Here is a 15,984-nt window from a genome sequence, read left to right as displayed (position 1 = left end):
TTCAAGCGATTAAGGATAACCCGCTTGAACAATATATGACGCTCCGGCGTCATTACCTCCCACAAGAAGGTGATGACGCCATGAGCCTGGCGCGCGCGGCCTGGCTAGCTGAATATTTCCACGAAAGCACCACCAACAGCACCGCCATCGGCATCTGCAAAGCCTTTAACGGCGAATAGGGAAAACCATGAAAGAACTGTCTTTTCTGTTGAGTCTTAAAAACAATCTGAGCGCCCCGCTCGGCAAGGCGCAACAGTCTGTCGAACAGTTCGCCAAACAATCACAGCGGGCCTTTAAACAAATTGCGGTCGGGGCGTTGGGGTTATGGGGTGTTGTGCAGGGCGTTAAGTCTCTTCTAGCCCCTGCGTATGAGGTTCAAAAGACCTTAGATGAGCTATCGACTCGCAACGTCAGCACGCAAGCATTAGATAACATGTTCAAAGCGGCGCAGACATTTAGCACCGCTTACGGGAAGAATGCCGCCGACTTTATTAGCTCGGCAACGATTATCAAAAGTACCATTGCCGGCATCACCGACAATGAATTGCCACGCTATACCACCGCCATTAACACCTTGGCCGTCGCCACCAAAGGCAGCGCCGAAGGTGCCGCCAATTACATGGCCGACATGGCGAATAACTTCCGTACCACCGCCAGCGAGATGGGCAATATTCCTTTTGCTGAAATGATGGCGTCAAAAGGCGCATACATGGTGCAGAACTTTGGCGCGAATCTTGACGAGATTCGGGAAATGGTCAAATCCAGCAAAGGCACCGGCCTACAAATGGGGGCGGGCATGGATGAACAGCTTGCCGTCATGGGGATGCTGAAACAGACCAAAGGCACCGAGGCCGGCGGGATTTATGACGCATTCCTGAAAAGCGCGATCGAGGGCGGTAAGCAATTGGGCCTGAGCTTTACTGACGCTAAAGGCGAAATGCTGGAATTTCCTGACATTCTGCAAAAACTACAAAATAAATTCGGAAATACCATTGAGGGCAATGTTAAGACGCAAGCCGCATTAAACAAAGCCTTTGGCGATGGCGCTCAGGCATTAACCGCCACTTGGGGCCAAGCCGATAAATTGCGCCAACATATGCGGGATATGGGGAACACCCAGGGATTAGATCATGCGGTAGCAATGGCGAAAAAAATGGCCGACATGTGGGAGCGTGTTGATCAGGTCTGGAAACGTATTCGAATTGCGGTGGGTATGCAGTTGATACCGGCCATTTCCCCTCTGGCTGATTATGCGATAAACGCCGGGACGCAGTTTGCTAAATGGCTGGACATGTTCCCCAATATTGCCCGCTGGATCGGCTATATCACTCTGGCAACGTTGGGCGTTGCCGCCGCCGGTGCAGTTGCCAATATCGTGATGGGGGTATCTAAATTTATCTGGCTGGGGTTAACCGGCATTTGGGCGGTTGCCACATTCACCGTTCGCGGCTTGATGTGGGCGATTAATCTCAAGGCCCGCGCCATTCAGTTAGCCACCCTTACCACGGTGATTTATAACGGCGCGATGAAATTTTTACGCGTCACGCTTTTAGCCGTTCGCATGATGCTGATAAGTAGCACCGTGGCGATGCGGGCCTACGGTATCGCCACGATGTTAGCCGGCGCAGGTATGCAGTTATTGACCAGCCCTATCACGCTAATCATTGGTGGCCTTATCGCGCTGGCGGCGGGGGTTTGGTATGTCATTTCCCATTGGGATCAACTGAAAACTGCCTTGCTGGACAGCGCCGCCTTTAAATGGGTAATGGAAATCGCCGGCCAAGTTGGGGACATGTTCGCCGGCGTGTGGGCGTCTATTACCCTAGGCTGGCAAATGGTTGTGGCGTACTTTGGCGGCTTGTCGCCGGTCGCCGCATTTAATGACTTTGCTGACGCCATCGGCAATGTCTTTAGCAAGCTGTGGGACTACTTAACCGAGTCTTTTGGCGCGACTTACAACTGGATTGTCACCAAGTTAAATAAAATCCCAGGGGTAAGCATCGACCTTAAGCCCATCGGACAAGGTGAGAGCGGCGCAGCCGCGCCCGCATCATTACCCGCGCCGGCCGGACTGGTCGCGCCCGTCATGAATAAGGGCGGGATAGCAAAAGCCTTGACCACCACTAACAACAGCCAGACCAACAGTACCCGCATGGGTAACACCATTCATGAGATGAATATCATTGCGCCGAACAATGCCACTTTCGACAGCATCATGGAATCAAGGGAGCTTGCCGCCGGATGAGTGAACGCCTGTACATCGACCTGCTAATAACGGACGGCGATTTTACGCTGTCGTCCGGCAATGAACCGCTTTTGTGCGCCGACCGCATCAGCATTGCGCAGGATTGCGTTCATCGGATCATCGAATCCGGCCTCGTCAAATTGCTCATTGCCGAACGCAGCCCGATTTTGCGCGCTGATATCCTGTTGCAAATGGAATTGTTGACTGAAACCGATAACCGGATTGTGCCGGGGACTATCGTCATTACTGATGATAGCCAAGGAAATTATTTTATTACTGCTGATACCTACGATTTCGGCCCACTTTCGACGAGGGGATGAAGATGAATAACCGCCCGAATCCCGACTATAAGGCCATTCTTGCCGATCAGGGGATGCCGACGACGGAAACCCAAATCAACGCTGAATTTGAAAAAATAGTTGATGATGAGAAATTAGTCACAAACACCTCGAATATGTCGCCGTTCTGGCGGCTTATCAAGGCGATAGTGACCGCGCCGGCGCTGTGGCTGGTCAATGCACTATCCAGCACCGTGATGGCGAATATGTTTCTTGCCACTGCCAGCGGGACTTTTGTTGATCTGTTTGCCTGGGCGGTCAATTTATCCCGCAAAGAGGCCAGCACCGCACAGGGCGTGATCCGCTTTACCAAAGATAGCGTTAGCGCTGAAATTACCGTCCCCGCCGGTAGCGTTATTCAGACCGAGCGCATTAACGGCACCATTTATAAATTAGTGACCATTGTTGATGTGGTCATTTCTGCCGGCGTCAGCGGGGCGTTGATTGCGGTCAAAGCTGAAACAGCCGGCAGCGGTCACAACTTAGCACCGGGATATTTCCGTATTTTGCCCGTGGCAATCAATGGGATTGCGAGTGCCGTCAATGAGGATAATTGGCTAACCACCCCCGGCGCAGGAACGGAGGAAGATGACGAGTTACGCGATCGGGTGCGCAATCAATTTAACTTGCCCGGTCAATACCATATTGATGCGGTTTACCGCGGCTTAATTGCCGGCATTGCCGGCTTGACCACTGACCGGATTTTTTTCTTGCACGATGCCCCGCGCGGGCCGGGTACGGCGAACGTTTATTTGTTGCTGGATTCTGGCATCGCCAGCCAGCCGTTTATCGATACGGTCAATGATTATGTGATGAGCCAGGGCAACCACGGCCACGGTGACGATGTGTTGTGCTTGCCACTCCCGGAAACCACTCACGACTTCACGGTGACGCTTCATTTTTTTGATGGCAGCAATTTAGAAGATGAACGCCGAACCGCCCTACTTGCCAATATCCGCAATCTGATCGGCTGCGCATTTCGTGAAAATACCGATTACAACGTCCAAAAGACTTGGCCGCACAGCCGATTTTCCATGTCGCGCTTGGGTGAAGAGTTGCACGATAACTTTGCTGAAATTGAGTCAATCGCCTTTTCGACCGGTGACATTATCAGTGGGCTTTCGGTGCCCCGCCTGGGCGCGCTGACGCTGGAGAATGCTGATGGATAAGCTACCGCAATTTAACTTGCCGGTATGGATGAACAAAGGCGAGCCGGTGAAATTAATGCGCGCCTGCCGGGCATTTTGGCAACAGGTTTACAGCTGGATCAAATGGCCGCTAAACCAAACCGACCCACTAACCTGTGTCGTGCCGTTGCTCAATGTGTTGGCTTATCAACGTGACGTGACCCGCTTCCCTGGCGAACCGCTGGCACTGTTTCGTAAGCGGGTACATTTCGCCTTTATCAACGCCAAAGACGCGGGGTCAGTGGCCGGATTTATTGCCATATTCGCGCGCCTGGGCGTGGGCTATGTCGAACTGCTAGAGCGTCAACCGGATATCGATTGGGATGTGATAACGGTACGGGTGACGGATAGCCAACTGGCTGAAAACAGTGAATTATTGATGAATATTATTCGTCAATATGGCCGAACTTGTCGCCGCTACCGTTACGAAATTATCACCCCCGTTGATATGCATATCCGCGCCGGCCATGTGGGGTGTGAATATATTTGTTACAGCGCCAGCACCGTATCAAATGAAGTGACAACCGCCTTTGGTGCGTCGCTGATGGAGAAAGAATAATGTCACAAACTGCGATTACTTTTGCTTTCGAGCAGTGGAAAGCCCAAGAAGCCGCCACAGGCCAATTTGTGGTACTGGATGAGTTTGTCCTCGCCTATGTGCCAGGTCTGGATCATACCGTACCGATTGACCGCGCCGAGACATTGCCGCCGGCGGCACAAATTGTTCACCGCCAGAGCGTCAATAAAATTGGCGTGGTCAATGACAATGCGGTGGTGTATTCCGTCACGATGGGAACCGAAGTCGGCGATTTTGATTTCAACTGGATAGGGTTAGTCAATAAGGCCAGCGGAACGGTGGCGATGATTGTTCACGCACCGACTCAGCGTAAAGTCGCCAACGTGACCGGCCAACAAGGTAACGTCCTGACACGTTCATTCTTAATGGAGTACAACGGCGCGGCTACCGCTACCGGCATCACCACCCCTGCGGAGACTTGGCAAATTGATTTCACCGCCAGGCTGATGGGGATTGATGAGATGCAGCGGCTCATTAATTTTGATAATTACGGCGCCGGCGCATTTTTTGGCACGGGTTATCTTGTGGCTAAAACGGGCGCGCAATTCTTTGTGACGAAAGGCACTGGCTATGTCGGCGGTATTCGGGCCGATTTGCCCGCTAATCGCAATATCACCGTGCCGGCCACCGCGACAAAAGTGTGGGCCGACGTCAGCTTGCAGGGAAATATTACCAGCCGGTGGGAAGCGGTGATAAAAATCACCGTTGCGCCAACGCTTGAAAATTACAGTCAAAACGGTTTTATGCACTATGTCTTTGCAGTCGCCAGCATTGACGCAGCGGGGAATATTACCGATTTACGCCCTAAAGGCTCACTGTCTGACGACGCGCTGGCAAAGCATGAGCAATCCAGAAACCACCCTGATGGCACACTGCTTTATAAAGGCTTTGTTCAGCTTAGTAGCGCAACGAACAGCGACAGCGAAACACTCGCCGCAACGCCCAAAGCCGTTAAAAATGCAGCCTTAGCGATTACGAATAATCTTGGGGATATGGGTATCGGCTTGCCAACGCAAGCCACGATATCCAATTTCGATTGGCAGAACTTCATATTCACATCAGGCGGAAATTATCAGACCAACTACACGTCATGGCTAAATCCCCCGTTGGGGCTGGATTATGTTGTCGGTACGGGGGTTTGTATCTTAGTTGACTTTATCACAGCAAACGCAACCCGAATTGGTTTAACGGTCATACCCAACACCGCATCGCAAACGAATTACCGTGTTTATAAAGTGCTGGCGGTGGGTAATCCGGGATCGCGTGTATTCACTATCTGGCAAGAATGGAACGCCGCCATTCCGGTGCCGGTCATCGGCGGCGGGACAGGGGGAAATACTCCCGCCACTGGTCGCGCAGGTCTTGAGCTGGGTAATTCAGCCGTGCGCAACATTGGCACGACGGCCGGCACTGTGGCGGCGGGCGATGATACCCGCATTGTGAATGCCATCAGCATTAAAGATACAAATATCCAGTTACCCGGCAATCTTGGCGTAAAGAATCTTGAGGTTTACCCCATGCCAGGCAGTGCCGAGGGTGCGCAAATCGATTTATTCGATAAAGACGGCGTGCGCGTTGCTTTTATTGATATCGATTCAAGCGGGAATACACGCGTAGTCTCTGTTCCGGGCGGCGTGGCTCTTGTCATCAATAAGACCACTGGCGATGTCTCAATCCCGAAAGTATTAAACGTCACGGGTAATATCACATCAGGTGCCAATGTTCGCGCGGGCAACGGCGCGGCGTGGCTAGCCGCTGACGGGAATGTCTACGGCACTGTATGGGGCGGGTATTTATCGACGTATATCGGGAATATTAGTAATACCGCTCAATCCTACGGTGTAGTTGCACTGGCTCGCGGTGCGTCTATATCAGTCACATCGACATTGGACGCCCCTGCCGGGACATATTTGACGTTAGCGTATGCGAACTTAAGTTCTAGAGTGCGCCCGCTGCTTATGCAGCGCCCTAGCGGGGCATGGGTGCAAATGGGTGGAGACATTGGTTAATGAAATCATTACAGCATTATAAAAATTTCACCATTTCAACGCAGGAATACGACCCTGAATTACGGGGCGTGGTGATTTATCACGTTGATGAAGAGGGGCGGGACTGGTACGAACTGCAAAAGACATTTCGCGAAGATACATTCAAAGTCGGCTATAACGCACAGGGATATGTTTGCACTGTCTCAGAGCATGTCTACGCCATCGCCCCAACGGGGCTATCCATTGTCGAAGTGGAATCACTCCCCGATAATTTTGTGCTGGAGTGGGCCGCATATGAATATCTCAATGGCGAAGTCGTCATGCGCATCCCCTCAGATGAGGAAATCGCTGCGGCGGCTGATGAGCAACGTAAAAAGTTGATGAGTGATATTTCTGTAGAGCTTGCCACGTTAGAAGATATCGAGCAAAGCGGGACAGGCACAGAGCAGGAACTTAGCCGATTGGCGGCGTTGAAACAGTACCGCATTGCATTAATGCGTCTCGACATTAACCAGCCTTGGCCGGTATTGCCGGTATGACGTGGCACAAATCGGTATTACGCATCCCCGCCAATTTGGCCCCGGTCAATTGCTCGACCGTGGCCGCGCATCCTTGGGCGTTCGGAGTCGGTCAAACAGAACAATCAGGCTCGTTCTTGAGTCCCACTAATGCGATTAATGCGCTAGCTAACCGACTGGCCGGCGCAGACAGCCATCAGGATGTCGTGATATTGCTTATCACCGCCAAAACCTTGGCCGAGTTTATCGCTTTGCTGACCGCCGCCGCCGAGGTGTTCCCCATTCCAGCATTAACGCAAGTTCAACGCCGAGCTAAAGCCGACTTGAGTTTAGATGTCAGCAAGATGCAAATCCCCACGCGCCCCGGTGGATTGCCTGCCGCCGCGCCGCTTTCAGTTACGACTACACGCCAGGCATCCGGCGCGCAAGCCTTGCAAAAAGCGATCAATGATACCGCCGCCGGCAGCAGTAGCGAGGCTATCGGGAATGCTTTGACCGCATTCAGTCAGCAACGCGCCGCGCTACTGGCAGAGGCAAACAATAGCTTGGAACAATTGCAAGGGGCCAGCGTGCCGGTTTGGTCGATATCCGTTGAGGGCAATACGCAAACGGCGATCGCAGAGATGAAGAAAGACATCCCTGACAGCCAGGCCATTTTTAGCCTGGCGATCATGTTTGTGGGCGCTGATTTAGCCCCACTGCGCGCAATGGTGATCAATCATGAGTAATGTTGTTACGCTGGCCCTTGATGGGGAAGCCATTTTATTAAGTAATATTTTAATTACGCTTTCTATGTCCATTCAGGATAAAGACCAAAGCGGCCAAGCCAGCAGTACGAGCAAATCAGAGCAAGGCACGAAGGGTAAAGAATTGCGCGTTTCCGGACTCATTCCCTACACCAACGCCGCAATGCTGACGCGGATTTATAGCCTGGCCGAAGCCAAGAATAGCGACGGCAGCAAAAAACGCTACCGCGTCGCCCATTCACTGGCTCAGGCGGTTAAGTTTCGCGAAGCGACATTCACTACCGGCGTAGATGCGGCCGAACAAACCAACTCTATGTCGTGGCTGATTAATTTTACCCTGGCTGAATATTCCAGCGTGGCCGAACGTAAAGCCCAGCAAGCCAGCCAGGGCGGTAAAAATGCCACCATCCAAACGGCGGGCGGCACGGCGACCGCATCAGATAGCGAGACAGCAGAGTCTCGTTCCTGGTTTGAAAATGTGCTGCAAAAAGTGGATAACGCTATCGGCCCAGCCGGGGGGAGCTCATGAAATCCGTTGTCACATTGCGCATCGGTGATGATGAAGTCGCCGCAAATAATATAAACCTTTCGCTCTCACTCAATGGGTGCGGCCTGGGTTTTATCACCGCATTAACTGACCAGGATTGTACCGGTAAATTGGTGCGGTTGGATTTGGGCTATAACGCTTCGATTTACCGTTGGTTAACCGGATTTGTGGAGCGCAGCGCGCCGGCTGAAAATGGCGCGCTGCGGTTAATGGTGCGGGAGTTGGTCGGCGTGTTCGAGCGTTCGTGGCCGTGCTCACTGCAACATCCCACTTTGCGCGATGTAACCGACGCGCTCGGCAAAGCGACGGGTATGCGTTTTGTGTTGCCGGAAAACGCCGCTTACACCGATACCCCCATCCCCCATTTTCAGCATAATGGCAGCGGCAACCAGCTTTTACTTAACCTCGGCCGCGCATTTAGCATACCGGATTATGTTTGGTATCAATTATCTGATGGCACGGTCTATGTCGGCAGTTATGCCGATTCTCGTTTTGCACAAACGCCGGTCGATATTCCGCAAGAATTCGCCCAGGGCGGCGGCGGCGGGAATAGCCTGACGCTGCCACTGATTCCGGCCATCCGACCGGGCGTGATAGTCAACGGCCGGCGCATCACAAAAGTAGATGTGAGCGACGACTCGATGACATTGCACTGGACGCCATTAAACAGCCAAGGCCAGCCGGCGCAGAAATCCCCGGAACAGCGACAGATTGAAAAACTTTATCCAGAATTGGGGGCGGGCTTACATTTGCCACGCCGTGCGCGGGTGATGAGTCCGACCGATGCCGCCGAATTGGGCGACCCGTCCGACCCCTTCCGGCCACGTTATGCCGTCAATGTGCAATTGCTGGACGAGAACGGCAACGCCGCCGCCGGCGCGCAAGAATATAACGCGGTGCCGCTTCCAATTCCGATGGCCGGCAGTGAGGGCGGCATGTTCCAATTCCCGCCAGAGGGAACGCTGGTCGAAATCGGTTTTGCTGATGGCCGGCCCGACAAGCCGATGATAAGGCAAATCCTGTCTGAGGGTTTATCACTGCCAGCAGTCAAGCCAGGGGAGCAATTGCAACAACAGCGCGCCGGCGTCAGTCAGCGCGTAACGGTCGAGGGGAGTTGGCAGCGCGATACCGACCAAGCGATCGAAGAAACCAGCAGCCGCCGCAGCGTGACCAGTGACGAGGAAAGCCGCACCACCACAACACGCAACACCACGGTTAAAGCTAATGACAGTACCACGGTACTAGGGACTAAAACCCTGATGGCCGGCCAAGTCGTGCAACTTGCCGAGGGTGATTACTCGATAGGCACATCGGCCAATATGATCACGAAAGTGGGTAAAGACAGAAATGACGATGTTGGCCAGAGCCAAAATATCAAGATTGGTCAGAACCAGACAACCGACGTTGGCGGCAAACTCACGGAGAAAATCGCCGGCATTCGCCGCAGTGCAGCCGCCGCCCAAGAACTCATCGCGCCATCGGTGCGCCTGGGGACAGATGAAATCAATGTGCTGACGTTGCTAACCGACACGCTGGACGTGATCCAAACTCTCGCACAGCAGACAGCCGCACACACCCACACCAACACCGGTGGCCCACTGAATGCCGGCGATTTCAACGCGACAGCCCAACGCACACAAGCCCTTACCACCAAATACGGCCCTTTCATCGCTTAACCTGCATCGAGCACAGACATAACCGTCTGTGCTTCAGCAATTACAAACCCGCCTGTAATGCCTCACAAGCAATTTTAGTCATATAACACGCCATCGCAACGCCAACTATTCGATCTCGTCACCTGCGCAAGCGGGCGAACTCCTGCCCCACATACGGAAGCACTCGCGGGACGAAATCGGCGCTACACCGCACCCGCCTGCACGATTTGGATCTTAAAAATTTTGCAAAAGTTTTGAGGGGCAAACAAACCCGCCAAGCCGCGCCGCCGCTGGGCTGTTGCTGCTCGAATGGTTTTGCACTCGTCGCCAACATTTGCAACAGTTTGCAAAATGTCGCGGCTATCGGTTTGCTAACCTTTTGGTTAACATCATGTTTTAAAAGGATCTCTTTTGGATTCCGTGACGATCAAATAAAAGTGCTGGGGTTATTTTTATAAAAGTTGAAAGTGCGGTGAAGTCAAGCGCCGCAAGGTTTGCGAGGGAATTGACAGTGAAAATATTTTTGCAATAACCCGCGCAAAAGATCACGCGTGGATCGCTATAGGATGTCGTGAAAGCGGGCAACTAACACCCCAGGGAAAACAGCCGCGTGTCAATTCCGTGATGATTTCGTGGACAAAACAAAGCCCCGCAAGCGGGGCTGATTCGTCAGGCCTCGGCCAACATGTGGTCACTGACTTTTATTAATCGTTAATATTCATAGTGTTAAATTAATAACGCTGACATCAACAGGTGTCACCTCATCTCCTACGTTAGCCAACACATCAGCAAATGGCAATTCAACTTGCTTCTCTGAGGAAGAAATAATTTCTTCCTCAGGTAATGATATCCACTGAAGCTCTCCGCTTAGCTGCTCAGCGACGCTCAGCGGAGAGCTTGCTAAATAGGCTCCTTGTTGAATCAACCAGTGCACTCCTTCACTGGCAGCACTCCCTAATGGCCCCGGTAAAGCAAAAACATCTCTTCCTTGCTCAATAGCATAACGTGCTGTAATCAAAGAGCCACTTTTCAGTGTCGCTTCAACAACGAGTACACCTAAACTTAACCCACTAATTATACGGTTCCTTTTAGGAAAATGCGCTGCAATCGGTAATGCCGTCGTAAAGAACTCAGAAACTAATGCCCCACCTTGCTGTTCTATCTCTTTCGCCAAATGGTTGTGTCGCCGTGGATAAATATTCTCTAACCCGCTCCCCAATACTGCAATGGTTTTTCCTTTTGCATTCAAAGCCGCTTGATGACAAATACCATCAATTCCCATTGCAAGACCGCTGGTGATGACTAATCCTGCTTGGGCCAGTTCTGAAGCAAAGTGACGGCCCCACTGCTCACCATAATGGCTAAAATGGCGACTTCCAACCATCGCGATTTGTGGGCGGTAGATAACCTCCAGATCGCCGGAAACAAAAAGTATTAAAGGTGCACTTGAGATATGAGCTAAGCGAGGTGGATAGCCAGGCTCGCCATAAGCCAACAAATGGTGGGAGGGATGATTTATCCAAGTCAATGCGGCCTCAATATAGTGGGGATCGACTTGATAAAATTGCTGACATTGTAGTGGGTTTAGCCCGTAAGCAACTAATCTGCTGGGATGAATATCACCACTCGCAAGTAACCGCTTTGCCAAACTACTCCTTTTTGCTACACCAAATCCCTTAACTTTGCTCATCCTGAGCCATAATTCTGCTGGTAACATACGCCTCCCTGGCTTGTTTCTACACTGATACCGATTTGTTCAATTGGTAGCCAATGCTGTCAATCCGGACGAGAAATGTCTAGAATAGAGATTGAATATCATTCACTACTCGGACGCAGATCTAGATATTTATGTCAGTATTACAAGTATTACATTACCCAGATGAGCGGTTGCGCAAAATTGCTGCGCCTGTAAAAGAAGTTAATGGTGAAATCCAGCGTATTGTGGACGACATGTTCGAAACGATGTACGCAGAGGAAGGGATTGGTCTTGCCGCAACTCAAGTGGATGTTCATCTGCAGATTATCGTCATTGATGTCTCCGAAAACCGTGACCAACGCTTGGTGTTAATTAACCCAGAACTGTTGGAAAAAAGCGGTGAAACCGGCATTGAAGAAGGTTGCCTATCCATCCCTGAACAACGTGCATTGGTTCCTCGTGCTGAAAAGGTAAAAATCAGGGCGTTAGATCGTGACGGTAAAACGTTCGAATTGGAAGCTGATGATTTACTCGCGATTTGTATCCAGCATGAAATGGATCACTTGGTCGGGAAACTATTTGTGGACTATTTGTCACCGCTGAAACGCCAGCGTATCCGGCAGAAGCTAGAAAAAATGGCTAAATTGAATGCCCGTGACAACTAATCCATCTCATTGCAGGAAATCTACGTGTCTGACTCTTTGCGGATTATTTTTGCCGGAACGCCTGATTTTGCAGCGCGCCATTTAGGTGCGTTGTTTTCATCCCAGCATCAAATTGTTGGTGTTTTCACTCAACCGGATCGCCCTGCAGGACGAGGTAACAAACTCACCCCGAGCCCAGTGAAGATGTTGGCCGAGCAACACAATATTCCTGTTTTTCAGCCAAAATCATTACGTCCAGAAGAAAACCAACATTTAGTTGCCGATCTTAAGGCTGATATCATGGTTGTGGTTGCCTATGGCTTGATTTTACCGGCATCCGTATTAGCAATGCCACGATTAGGCTGTATCAATGTCCATGGTTCCCTGCTACCACGCTGGCGCGGTGCTGCTCCAATCCAACGTTCAGTCTGGGCTGGAGATGCAAAAACTGGGGTCACAATTATGCAAATGGATGTTGGGCTAGATACCGGCGACATGCTGTATAAGATCGAATGTGATATTGAACCGGATGATACGAGTGCAACATTGTACGATAAGCTTGCGTACTTAGGCCCTCAAGGCTTATTGGTGACACTTCAGCAACTAGTCGAAGGCAGTGCGCAGCCAGAAGTACAAGATGAAGCATTAGCAACTTATGCAGAAAAACTTAGCAAAGAAGAAGCCAAATTAGATTGGTCTCTTCCTGCTGCGCAGTTAGAACGTTGTATTCGTGCTTTTAATCCTTGGCCTGTCAGCTATTTTATCGTCGATGAACAACCGGTTAAAGTTTGGCATGCACAAGTACTCCCTGCGATGAATAATACCCAGCCCGGAACTATCATCCATGCTGATAAGCATGGAATTCAAGTGATGACGGGGGACGGTGTTCTAAATATTACGCAACTACAACCTGCTGGTAAAAAAGTGATGTCTGCAGCTGATTTATTAAATTCACGTCGCGAATTGTTCGCGCCGGGGAACCAGTTAGCATAATAAATTCAGTTTCAACGATTTACTCAATAGATTTCAGCGCCCGACTCATTTTCATCGGGCTACTTTCCCTTTATTTGCTGACGTTTGTCAGCTTTTTTGGTTATGAAAAACACATATAATCTCCGCAGCATCGCTGCCAAAGCAATTAGCCAAGTATTGGATCAGGGGCAATCACTCAGTACCGTTTTGCCTGGGCTACACAATAATATTTCTGATAAAGATCGCGCATTGCTGCAGGAGTTATGTTTTGGTACTTTGCGTGTCCTGCCGCAATTAGAGTGGTGTATTCAGCAATTAATGGCTCGCCCATTAACGGGTAAACAGAGGGTTTTTCACTATCTGATTATGGTTGGACTCTACCAGCTAATTTATACGCGCATTCCCGCTCATGCAGCGCTAGCAGAAACAGTGGAAGGTGCTACAGCGCTAAAACGTCCTCAATTGAAAGGATTGATCAACGGTGTATTGCGTCAATTCCAACGCCAACAAGTTGAGCTATTGGAGCGAGCGGGAAATAACGATAGCCACTATCTTCATCCAAGCTGGTTACTCGCAAGAATTAAGCGGGCGTATCCCGGACAATGGCAACAAATACTGGATGCGAATAATCAAAAACCACCAATGTGGTTACGCGTTAACCGCCTGCATCATACTCGTAATGAATATCTTGAGCTGTTAAAACAAGCAGGCATTGAAGCAGCACCGCATGACGATTTTCCCGATGCATTACGTCTTATCACTCCTTGTGCTGTCAATTCGCTACCCGGTTTTGAACTTGGTTGGGCCACCGTGCAAGATGCATCTGCCCAAGGTTGCGTGGACCTGCTTGATCCACAAGATGGTGAGCAAATCCTTGATCTCTGCGCCGCACCCGGTGGCAAAACAACCCATATTCTAGAAGCTGCGCCAAAGGCCCATGTATTGGCTGTTGATATTGATGAAGTACGCCTCAATCGGGTAAAAGAAAACTTAAAGCGTCTACAACTGCATGCTGTCGTGCGTGTCGGTGATGGAAGAACACCAGAGGCATGGTGCGGTGACCAGCTCTTCGATCGTATTCTGCTAGATGCACCTTGTTCTGCAACCGGTGTGATACGTCGCCATCCTGATATCAAATGGTTACGCCGCGACAGTGATATTGCTGAACTAGCCCAATTACAATCCGAGATCATTGAAGCTATCTGGCCTAAACTGAAAAAAGGTGGCGTAATGGTTTATGCTACCTGTTCGATATTACCGGAAGAAAATCAGCAGCAAGTTATGGCTTTCTTACAACGTCATGCTGAAGCAGAACTGGTTGAAACTGGTACGACTGCGTTACCCGGTAAACAAAACCTGCCCCATCCTGAGGATGGCGACGGTTTCTTTTATGCGAAGTTGATCAAAAGATAGTCGTGGCTTTAACTACGCCTCAAACCTAATTTCAGTGTTAAGCAGAGAACGCTATGAAAATAATTATTCTTGGGGCGGGACAAGTTGGTGGGACCCTAGCGGAAAACTTGGTGGGCGAGAACAATGATATCACTGTCGTTGATGTTGATGCTGGTCGCCTACGTCAGTTACAAGATAAATTTGATCTACGCGTGATACAAGGGCATGGCTCGCACCCTCGAGTTTTACGGGAAGCGGGGGCTGAAGACGCCGATATGTTGGTTGCAGTAACGAATTCAGATGAAACCAATATGGTTGCCTGCCAAATTGCATACTCACTATTTAATACACCAAATCGAATTGCTCGAATTCGCTCAGCTGAATATATCCGAGAAACCGATAAATTATTTCTTCCAGAAGCTGTTCCTATTGACCATCTCATTTCGCCAGAACAGCTCGTTATTGATTATATCTATAAATTAATTGAGTACCCTGGCGCATTGCAGGTGGTTAATTTTGCCGAAGGTAAAGTCAGTATTGCTGCCGTTAAAGCCTATTACGGCGGGCCGTTAGTGGGGAATGCACTGTCCTCACTTCGTGAACATATGCCACATATCGACACTAGAGTCGCTGCAATATTTCGTCAAGATCGTCCTATTCGTCCGCAAGGTTCAACAATCATTGAAGCAGGTGATGAAGTTTTCTTTGTGGCGGCCTCACAGCATATCCGTGCAGTAATGAGCGAATTACAGCGTCTGGAGAAGCCCTATAAGCGCATAATGATCGTTGGTGGAGGCAATGTTGGTGCAGGTTTAGCCTTACGGTTAGAAAAAGATTACAGCGTAAAATTAGTTGAACGCGACCAACAGAGAGCTGCCGAACTGGCCGAAATGTTACACGATACCATCGTTTTTTATGGCGACGCATCAGACCAAGAACTGCTGGCTGAGGAACATATCGAGCAGGTTGATGTTTTTATCGCGATTACCAATGATGATGAAGCGAATATAATGTCTGCGATGCTGGCAAAGCGGATGGGTGCTAAAAAGGCGATGGTATTAATTCAGCGCAGCGCTTATGTCGATCTCGTTCAGGGAAGCGTCATTGATATCGTTATCTCACCTCAGCAAGCCACAATTTCTGCACTGCTAGGCCATGTTCGTAAAGCTGATATCGTCAGCGTGTCATCATTAAGGCGCGGTGTTGCAGAAGCAATTGAAGCTATTGCTCATGGCGATGAAAGTACCTCAAAAGTTGTCGGTCGCATGGTTGAAGATATTAAGCTGCCGCCGGGTACGACTATTGGCGCGATTGTTCGCGGTGATGAAGTCATCATAGCTAACAGTAATTCGATTATTAAACAGGGCGATCATGTTGTGATGTTTATTACTCACAAAAAATTTGTGCCCGACGTTGAACGATTGTTCCAACCAAGTCCATTCTTCTTGTAATGAATAATAGTTAAGATATCTATATAGG

14 protein-coding genes and 1 pseudogene are annotated in these 15,984 nt (G+C 50.2%); 14 read left to right on the top strand and 1 reads right to left on the bottom strand.

Translation table 11 applies throughout. The annotated features are described in order from the left end of the window. Nucleotides 1-35: 35 nt before the first annotated feature. From BN68_RS24635 to BN68_RS21965, 10 genes are read left to right on the top strand one after another with little or no spacing between them, the layout of a single operon-like run. Nucleotides 36-179 carry a DUF6890 family protein gene (locus tag BN68_RS24635; RefSeq protein WP_019213321.1) on the top strand — a complete coding sequence of 48 codons (144 nt, stop codon included), beginning with the start codon at nucleotides 36-38 and terminating at the stop codon, nucleotides 177-179. A gap of 8 nt (nucleotides 180-187) precedes the next feature. Continuing rightward, the gene (locus tag BN68_RS22005; protein ID WP_019213320.1) at nucleotides 188-2,245 is read left to right on the top strand and encodes a phage tail tape measure protein; all 2,058 of its coding nucleotides are present in this window, start codon (nucleotides 188-190) and stop codon (nucleotides 2,243-2,245) included. Then, a complete protein-coding gene (locus BN68_RS22000; protein ID WP_019213319.1) occupies nucleotides 2,242-2,565 on the top strand; it encodes a DUF2590 family protein in 324 nt (107 codons plus the stop codon). The genes BN68_RS22005 and BN68_RS22000 overlap by 4 nt, the downstream gene beginning before the upstream one ends. A gap of 2 nt (nucleotides 2,566-2,567) precedes the next feature. Beyond that, nucleotides 2,568-3,752 (top strand): baseplate J/gp47 family protein, encoded by a 1,185-nt coding sequence (locus tag BN68_RS21995; protein ID WP_019213318.1) that lies wholly within the window; start codon nucleotides 2,568-2,570, stop codon nucleotides 3,750-3,752. After that, complete coding sequence (locus BN68_RS21990) at nucleotides 3,745-4,329, top strand: hypothetical protein (RefSeq protein WP_019213317.1); 585 nt, start codon at nucleotides 3,745-3,747, stop codon at nucleotides 4,327-4,329. The genes BN68_RS21995 and BN68_RS21990 overlap by 8 nt, the downstream gene beginning before the upstream one ends. Beyond that, nucleotides 4,329-6,356, top strand: a complete 2,028-nt coding sequence (locus BN68_RS24400) for a phage tail-collar fiber domain-containing protein (protein WP_019213316.1) — start codon at nucleotides 4,329-4,331, stop codon at nucleotides 6,354-6,356. Before BN68_RS21990 ends, BN68_RS24400 begins: the two co-directional genes overlap by 1 nt. Further along, a complete protein-coding gene (locus BN68_RS21980) occupies nucleotides 6,356-6,874 on the top strand; it encodes a tail fiber assembly protein (RefSeq protein WP_019213315.1) in 519 nt (172 codons plus the stop codon). Before BN68_RS24400 ends, BN68_RS21980 begins: the two co-directional genes overlap by 1 nt. Continuing rightward, nucleotides 6,871-7,581 carry a hypothetical protein gene (locus BN68_RS21975; RefSeq protein WP_019213314.1) on the top strand — a complete coding sequence of 237 codons (711 nt, stop codon included), beginning with the start codon at nucleotides 6,871-6,873 and terminating at the stop codon, nucleotides 7,579-7,581. The genes BN68_RS21980 and BN68_RS21975 overlap by 4 nt, the downstream gene beginning before the upstream one ends. Continuing rightward, complete coding sequence (locus tag BN68_RS21970) at nucleotides 7,574-8,128, top strand: baseplate complex protein (RefSeq protein WP_019213313.1); 555 nt, start codon at nucleotides 7,574-7,576, stop codon at nucleotides 8,126-8,128. The genes BN68_RS21975 and BN68_RS21970 overlap by 8 nt, the downstream gene beginning before the upstream one ends. Further along, nucleotides 8,125-9,822, top strand: a complete 1,698-nt coding sequence (locus tag BN68_RS21965) for a hypothetical protein (protein ID WP_019213312.1) — start codon at nucleotides 8,125-8,127, stop codon at nucleotides 9,820-9,822. Before BN68_RS21970 ends, BN68_RS21965 begins: the two co-directional genes overlap by 4 nt. Before the next feature lie 721 nt (nucleotides 9,823-10,543). On the opposite strand, the pseudogene dprA reads toward BN68_RS21965, so the two are convergent. Further along, nucleotides 10,544-11,518, bottom strand: a pseudogene (gene dprA, locus BN68_RS21960) (DNA-protecting protein DprA); the annotation flags it as partial. Between the two features lie 131 nt (nucleotides 11,519-11,649). Between dprA and def the strand changes: the two are divergent. The 4 genes from def to trkA all read left to right on the top strand — a co-directional run bounded on the left by def (nucleotide 11,650) and on the right by trkA (nucleotide 15,956). Next, entirely contained in the window at nucleotides 11,650-12,162 is a 513-nt protein-coding gene (gene def / locus BN68_RS21955; RefSeq protein ID WP_019213310.1) for a peptide deformylase, read from the top strand. Between the two features lie 24 nt (nucleotides 12,163-12,186). After that, nucleotides 12,187-13,134, top strand: coding sequence for a methionyl-tRNA formyltransferase (gene fmt, locus BN68_RS21950; protein ID WP_019213309.1), 948 nt, complete (start codon nucleotides 12,187-12,189; stop codon nucleotides 13,132-13,134). A gap of 102 nt (nucleotides 13,135-13,236) precedes the next feature. Beyond that, nucleotides 13,237-14,526: a 16S rRNA (cytosine(967)-C(5))-methyltransferase RsmB gene (gene rsmB, locus BN68_RS21945; protein WP_019213308.1), complete on the top strand. Its 1,290-nt coding sequence runs from the start codon at nucleotides 13,237-13,239 to the stop codon at nucleotides 14,524-14,526. 53 nt (nucleotides 14,527-14,579) lie between these two features. After that, nucleotides 14,580-15,956, top strand: coding sequence for a Trk system potassium transporter TrkA (trkA, locus tag BN68_RS21940; protein WP_019213307.1), 1,377 nt, complete (start codon nucleotides 14,580-14,582; stop codon nucleotides 15,954-15,956). Nucleotides 15,957-15,984: the final 28 nt, after the last annotated feature.

It is taken from the genome of Yersinia massiliensis CCUG 53443 (genome assembly GCF_000312485.1).
GTDB classification, from domain to species: Bacteria; Pseudomonadota; Gammaproteobacteria; order Enterobacterales; family Enterobacteriaceae; genus Yersinia; species Yersinia massiliensis.
The sequence above is the reverse complement of the archived record's forward strand: the minus strand, read 5'-3'. Positions and strand labels throughout refer to the sequence as shown.

What these genes read in the sequence shown, in the direction of transcription:
- BN68_RS24635 (WP_019213321.1), top strand. Translation starts at nt 36, where the DNA reads ATGACGCTCCGGCGTCATTACCTCCCACAAGAAGGTGATGACGCCATG.
- BN68_RS22005 (WP_019213320.1), top strand. Translation starts at nt 188, where the DNA reads ATGAAAGAACTGTCTTTTCTGTTGAGTCTTAAAAACAATCTGAGCGCC.
- BN68_RS22000 (WP_019213319.1), top strand. Translation starts at nt 2,242, where the DNA reads ATGAGTGAACGCCTGTACATCGACCTGCTAATAACGGACGGCGATTTT.
- BN68_RS21995 (WP_019213318.1), top strand. Translation starts at nt 2,568, where the DNA reads ATGAATAACCGCCCGAATCCCGACTATAAGGCCATTCTTGCCGATCAG.
- BN68_RS21990 (WP_019213317.1), top strand. Translation starts at nt 3,745, where the DNA reads ATGGATAAGCTACCGCAATTTAACTTGCCGGTATGGATGAACAAAGGC.
- BN68_RS24400 (WP_019213316.1), top strand. Translation starts at nt 4,329, where the DNA reads ATGTCACAAACTGCGATTACTTTTGCTTTCGAGCAGTGGAAAGCCCAA.
- BN68_RS21980 (WP_019213315.1), top strand. Translation starts at nt 6,356, where the DNA reads ATGAAATCATTACAGCATTATAAAAATTTCACCATTTCAACGCAGGAA.
- BN68_RS21975 (WP_019213314.1), top strand. Translation starts at nt 6,871, where the DNA reads ATGACGTGGCACAAATCGGTATTACGCATCCCCGCCAATTTGGCCCCG.
- BN68_RS21970 (WP_019213313.1), top strand. Translation starts at nt 7,574, where the DNA reads ATGAGTAATGTTGTTACGCTGGCCCTTGATGGGGAAGCCATTTTATTA.
- BN68_RS21965 (WP_019213312.1), top strand. Translation starts at nt 8,125, where the DNA reads ATGAAATCCGTTGTCACATTGCGCATCGGTGATGATGAAGTCGCCGCA.
- def (WP_019213310.1), top strand. Translation starts at nt 11,650, where the DNA reads ATGTCAGTATTACAAGTATTACATTACCCAGATGAGCGGTTGCGCAAA.
- rsmB (WP_019213308.1), top strand. Translation starts at nt 13,237, where the DNA reads ATGAAAAACACATATAATCTCCGCAGCATCGCTGCCAAAGCAATTAGC.
- trkA (WP_019213307.1), top strand. Translation starts at nt 14,580, where the DNA reads ATGAAAATAATTATTCTTGGGGCGGGACAAGTTGGTGGGACCCTAGCG.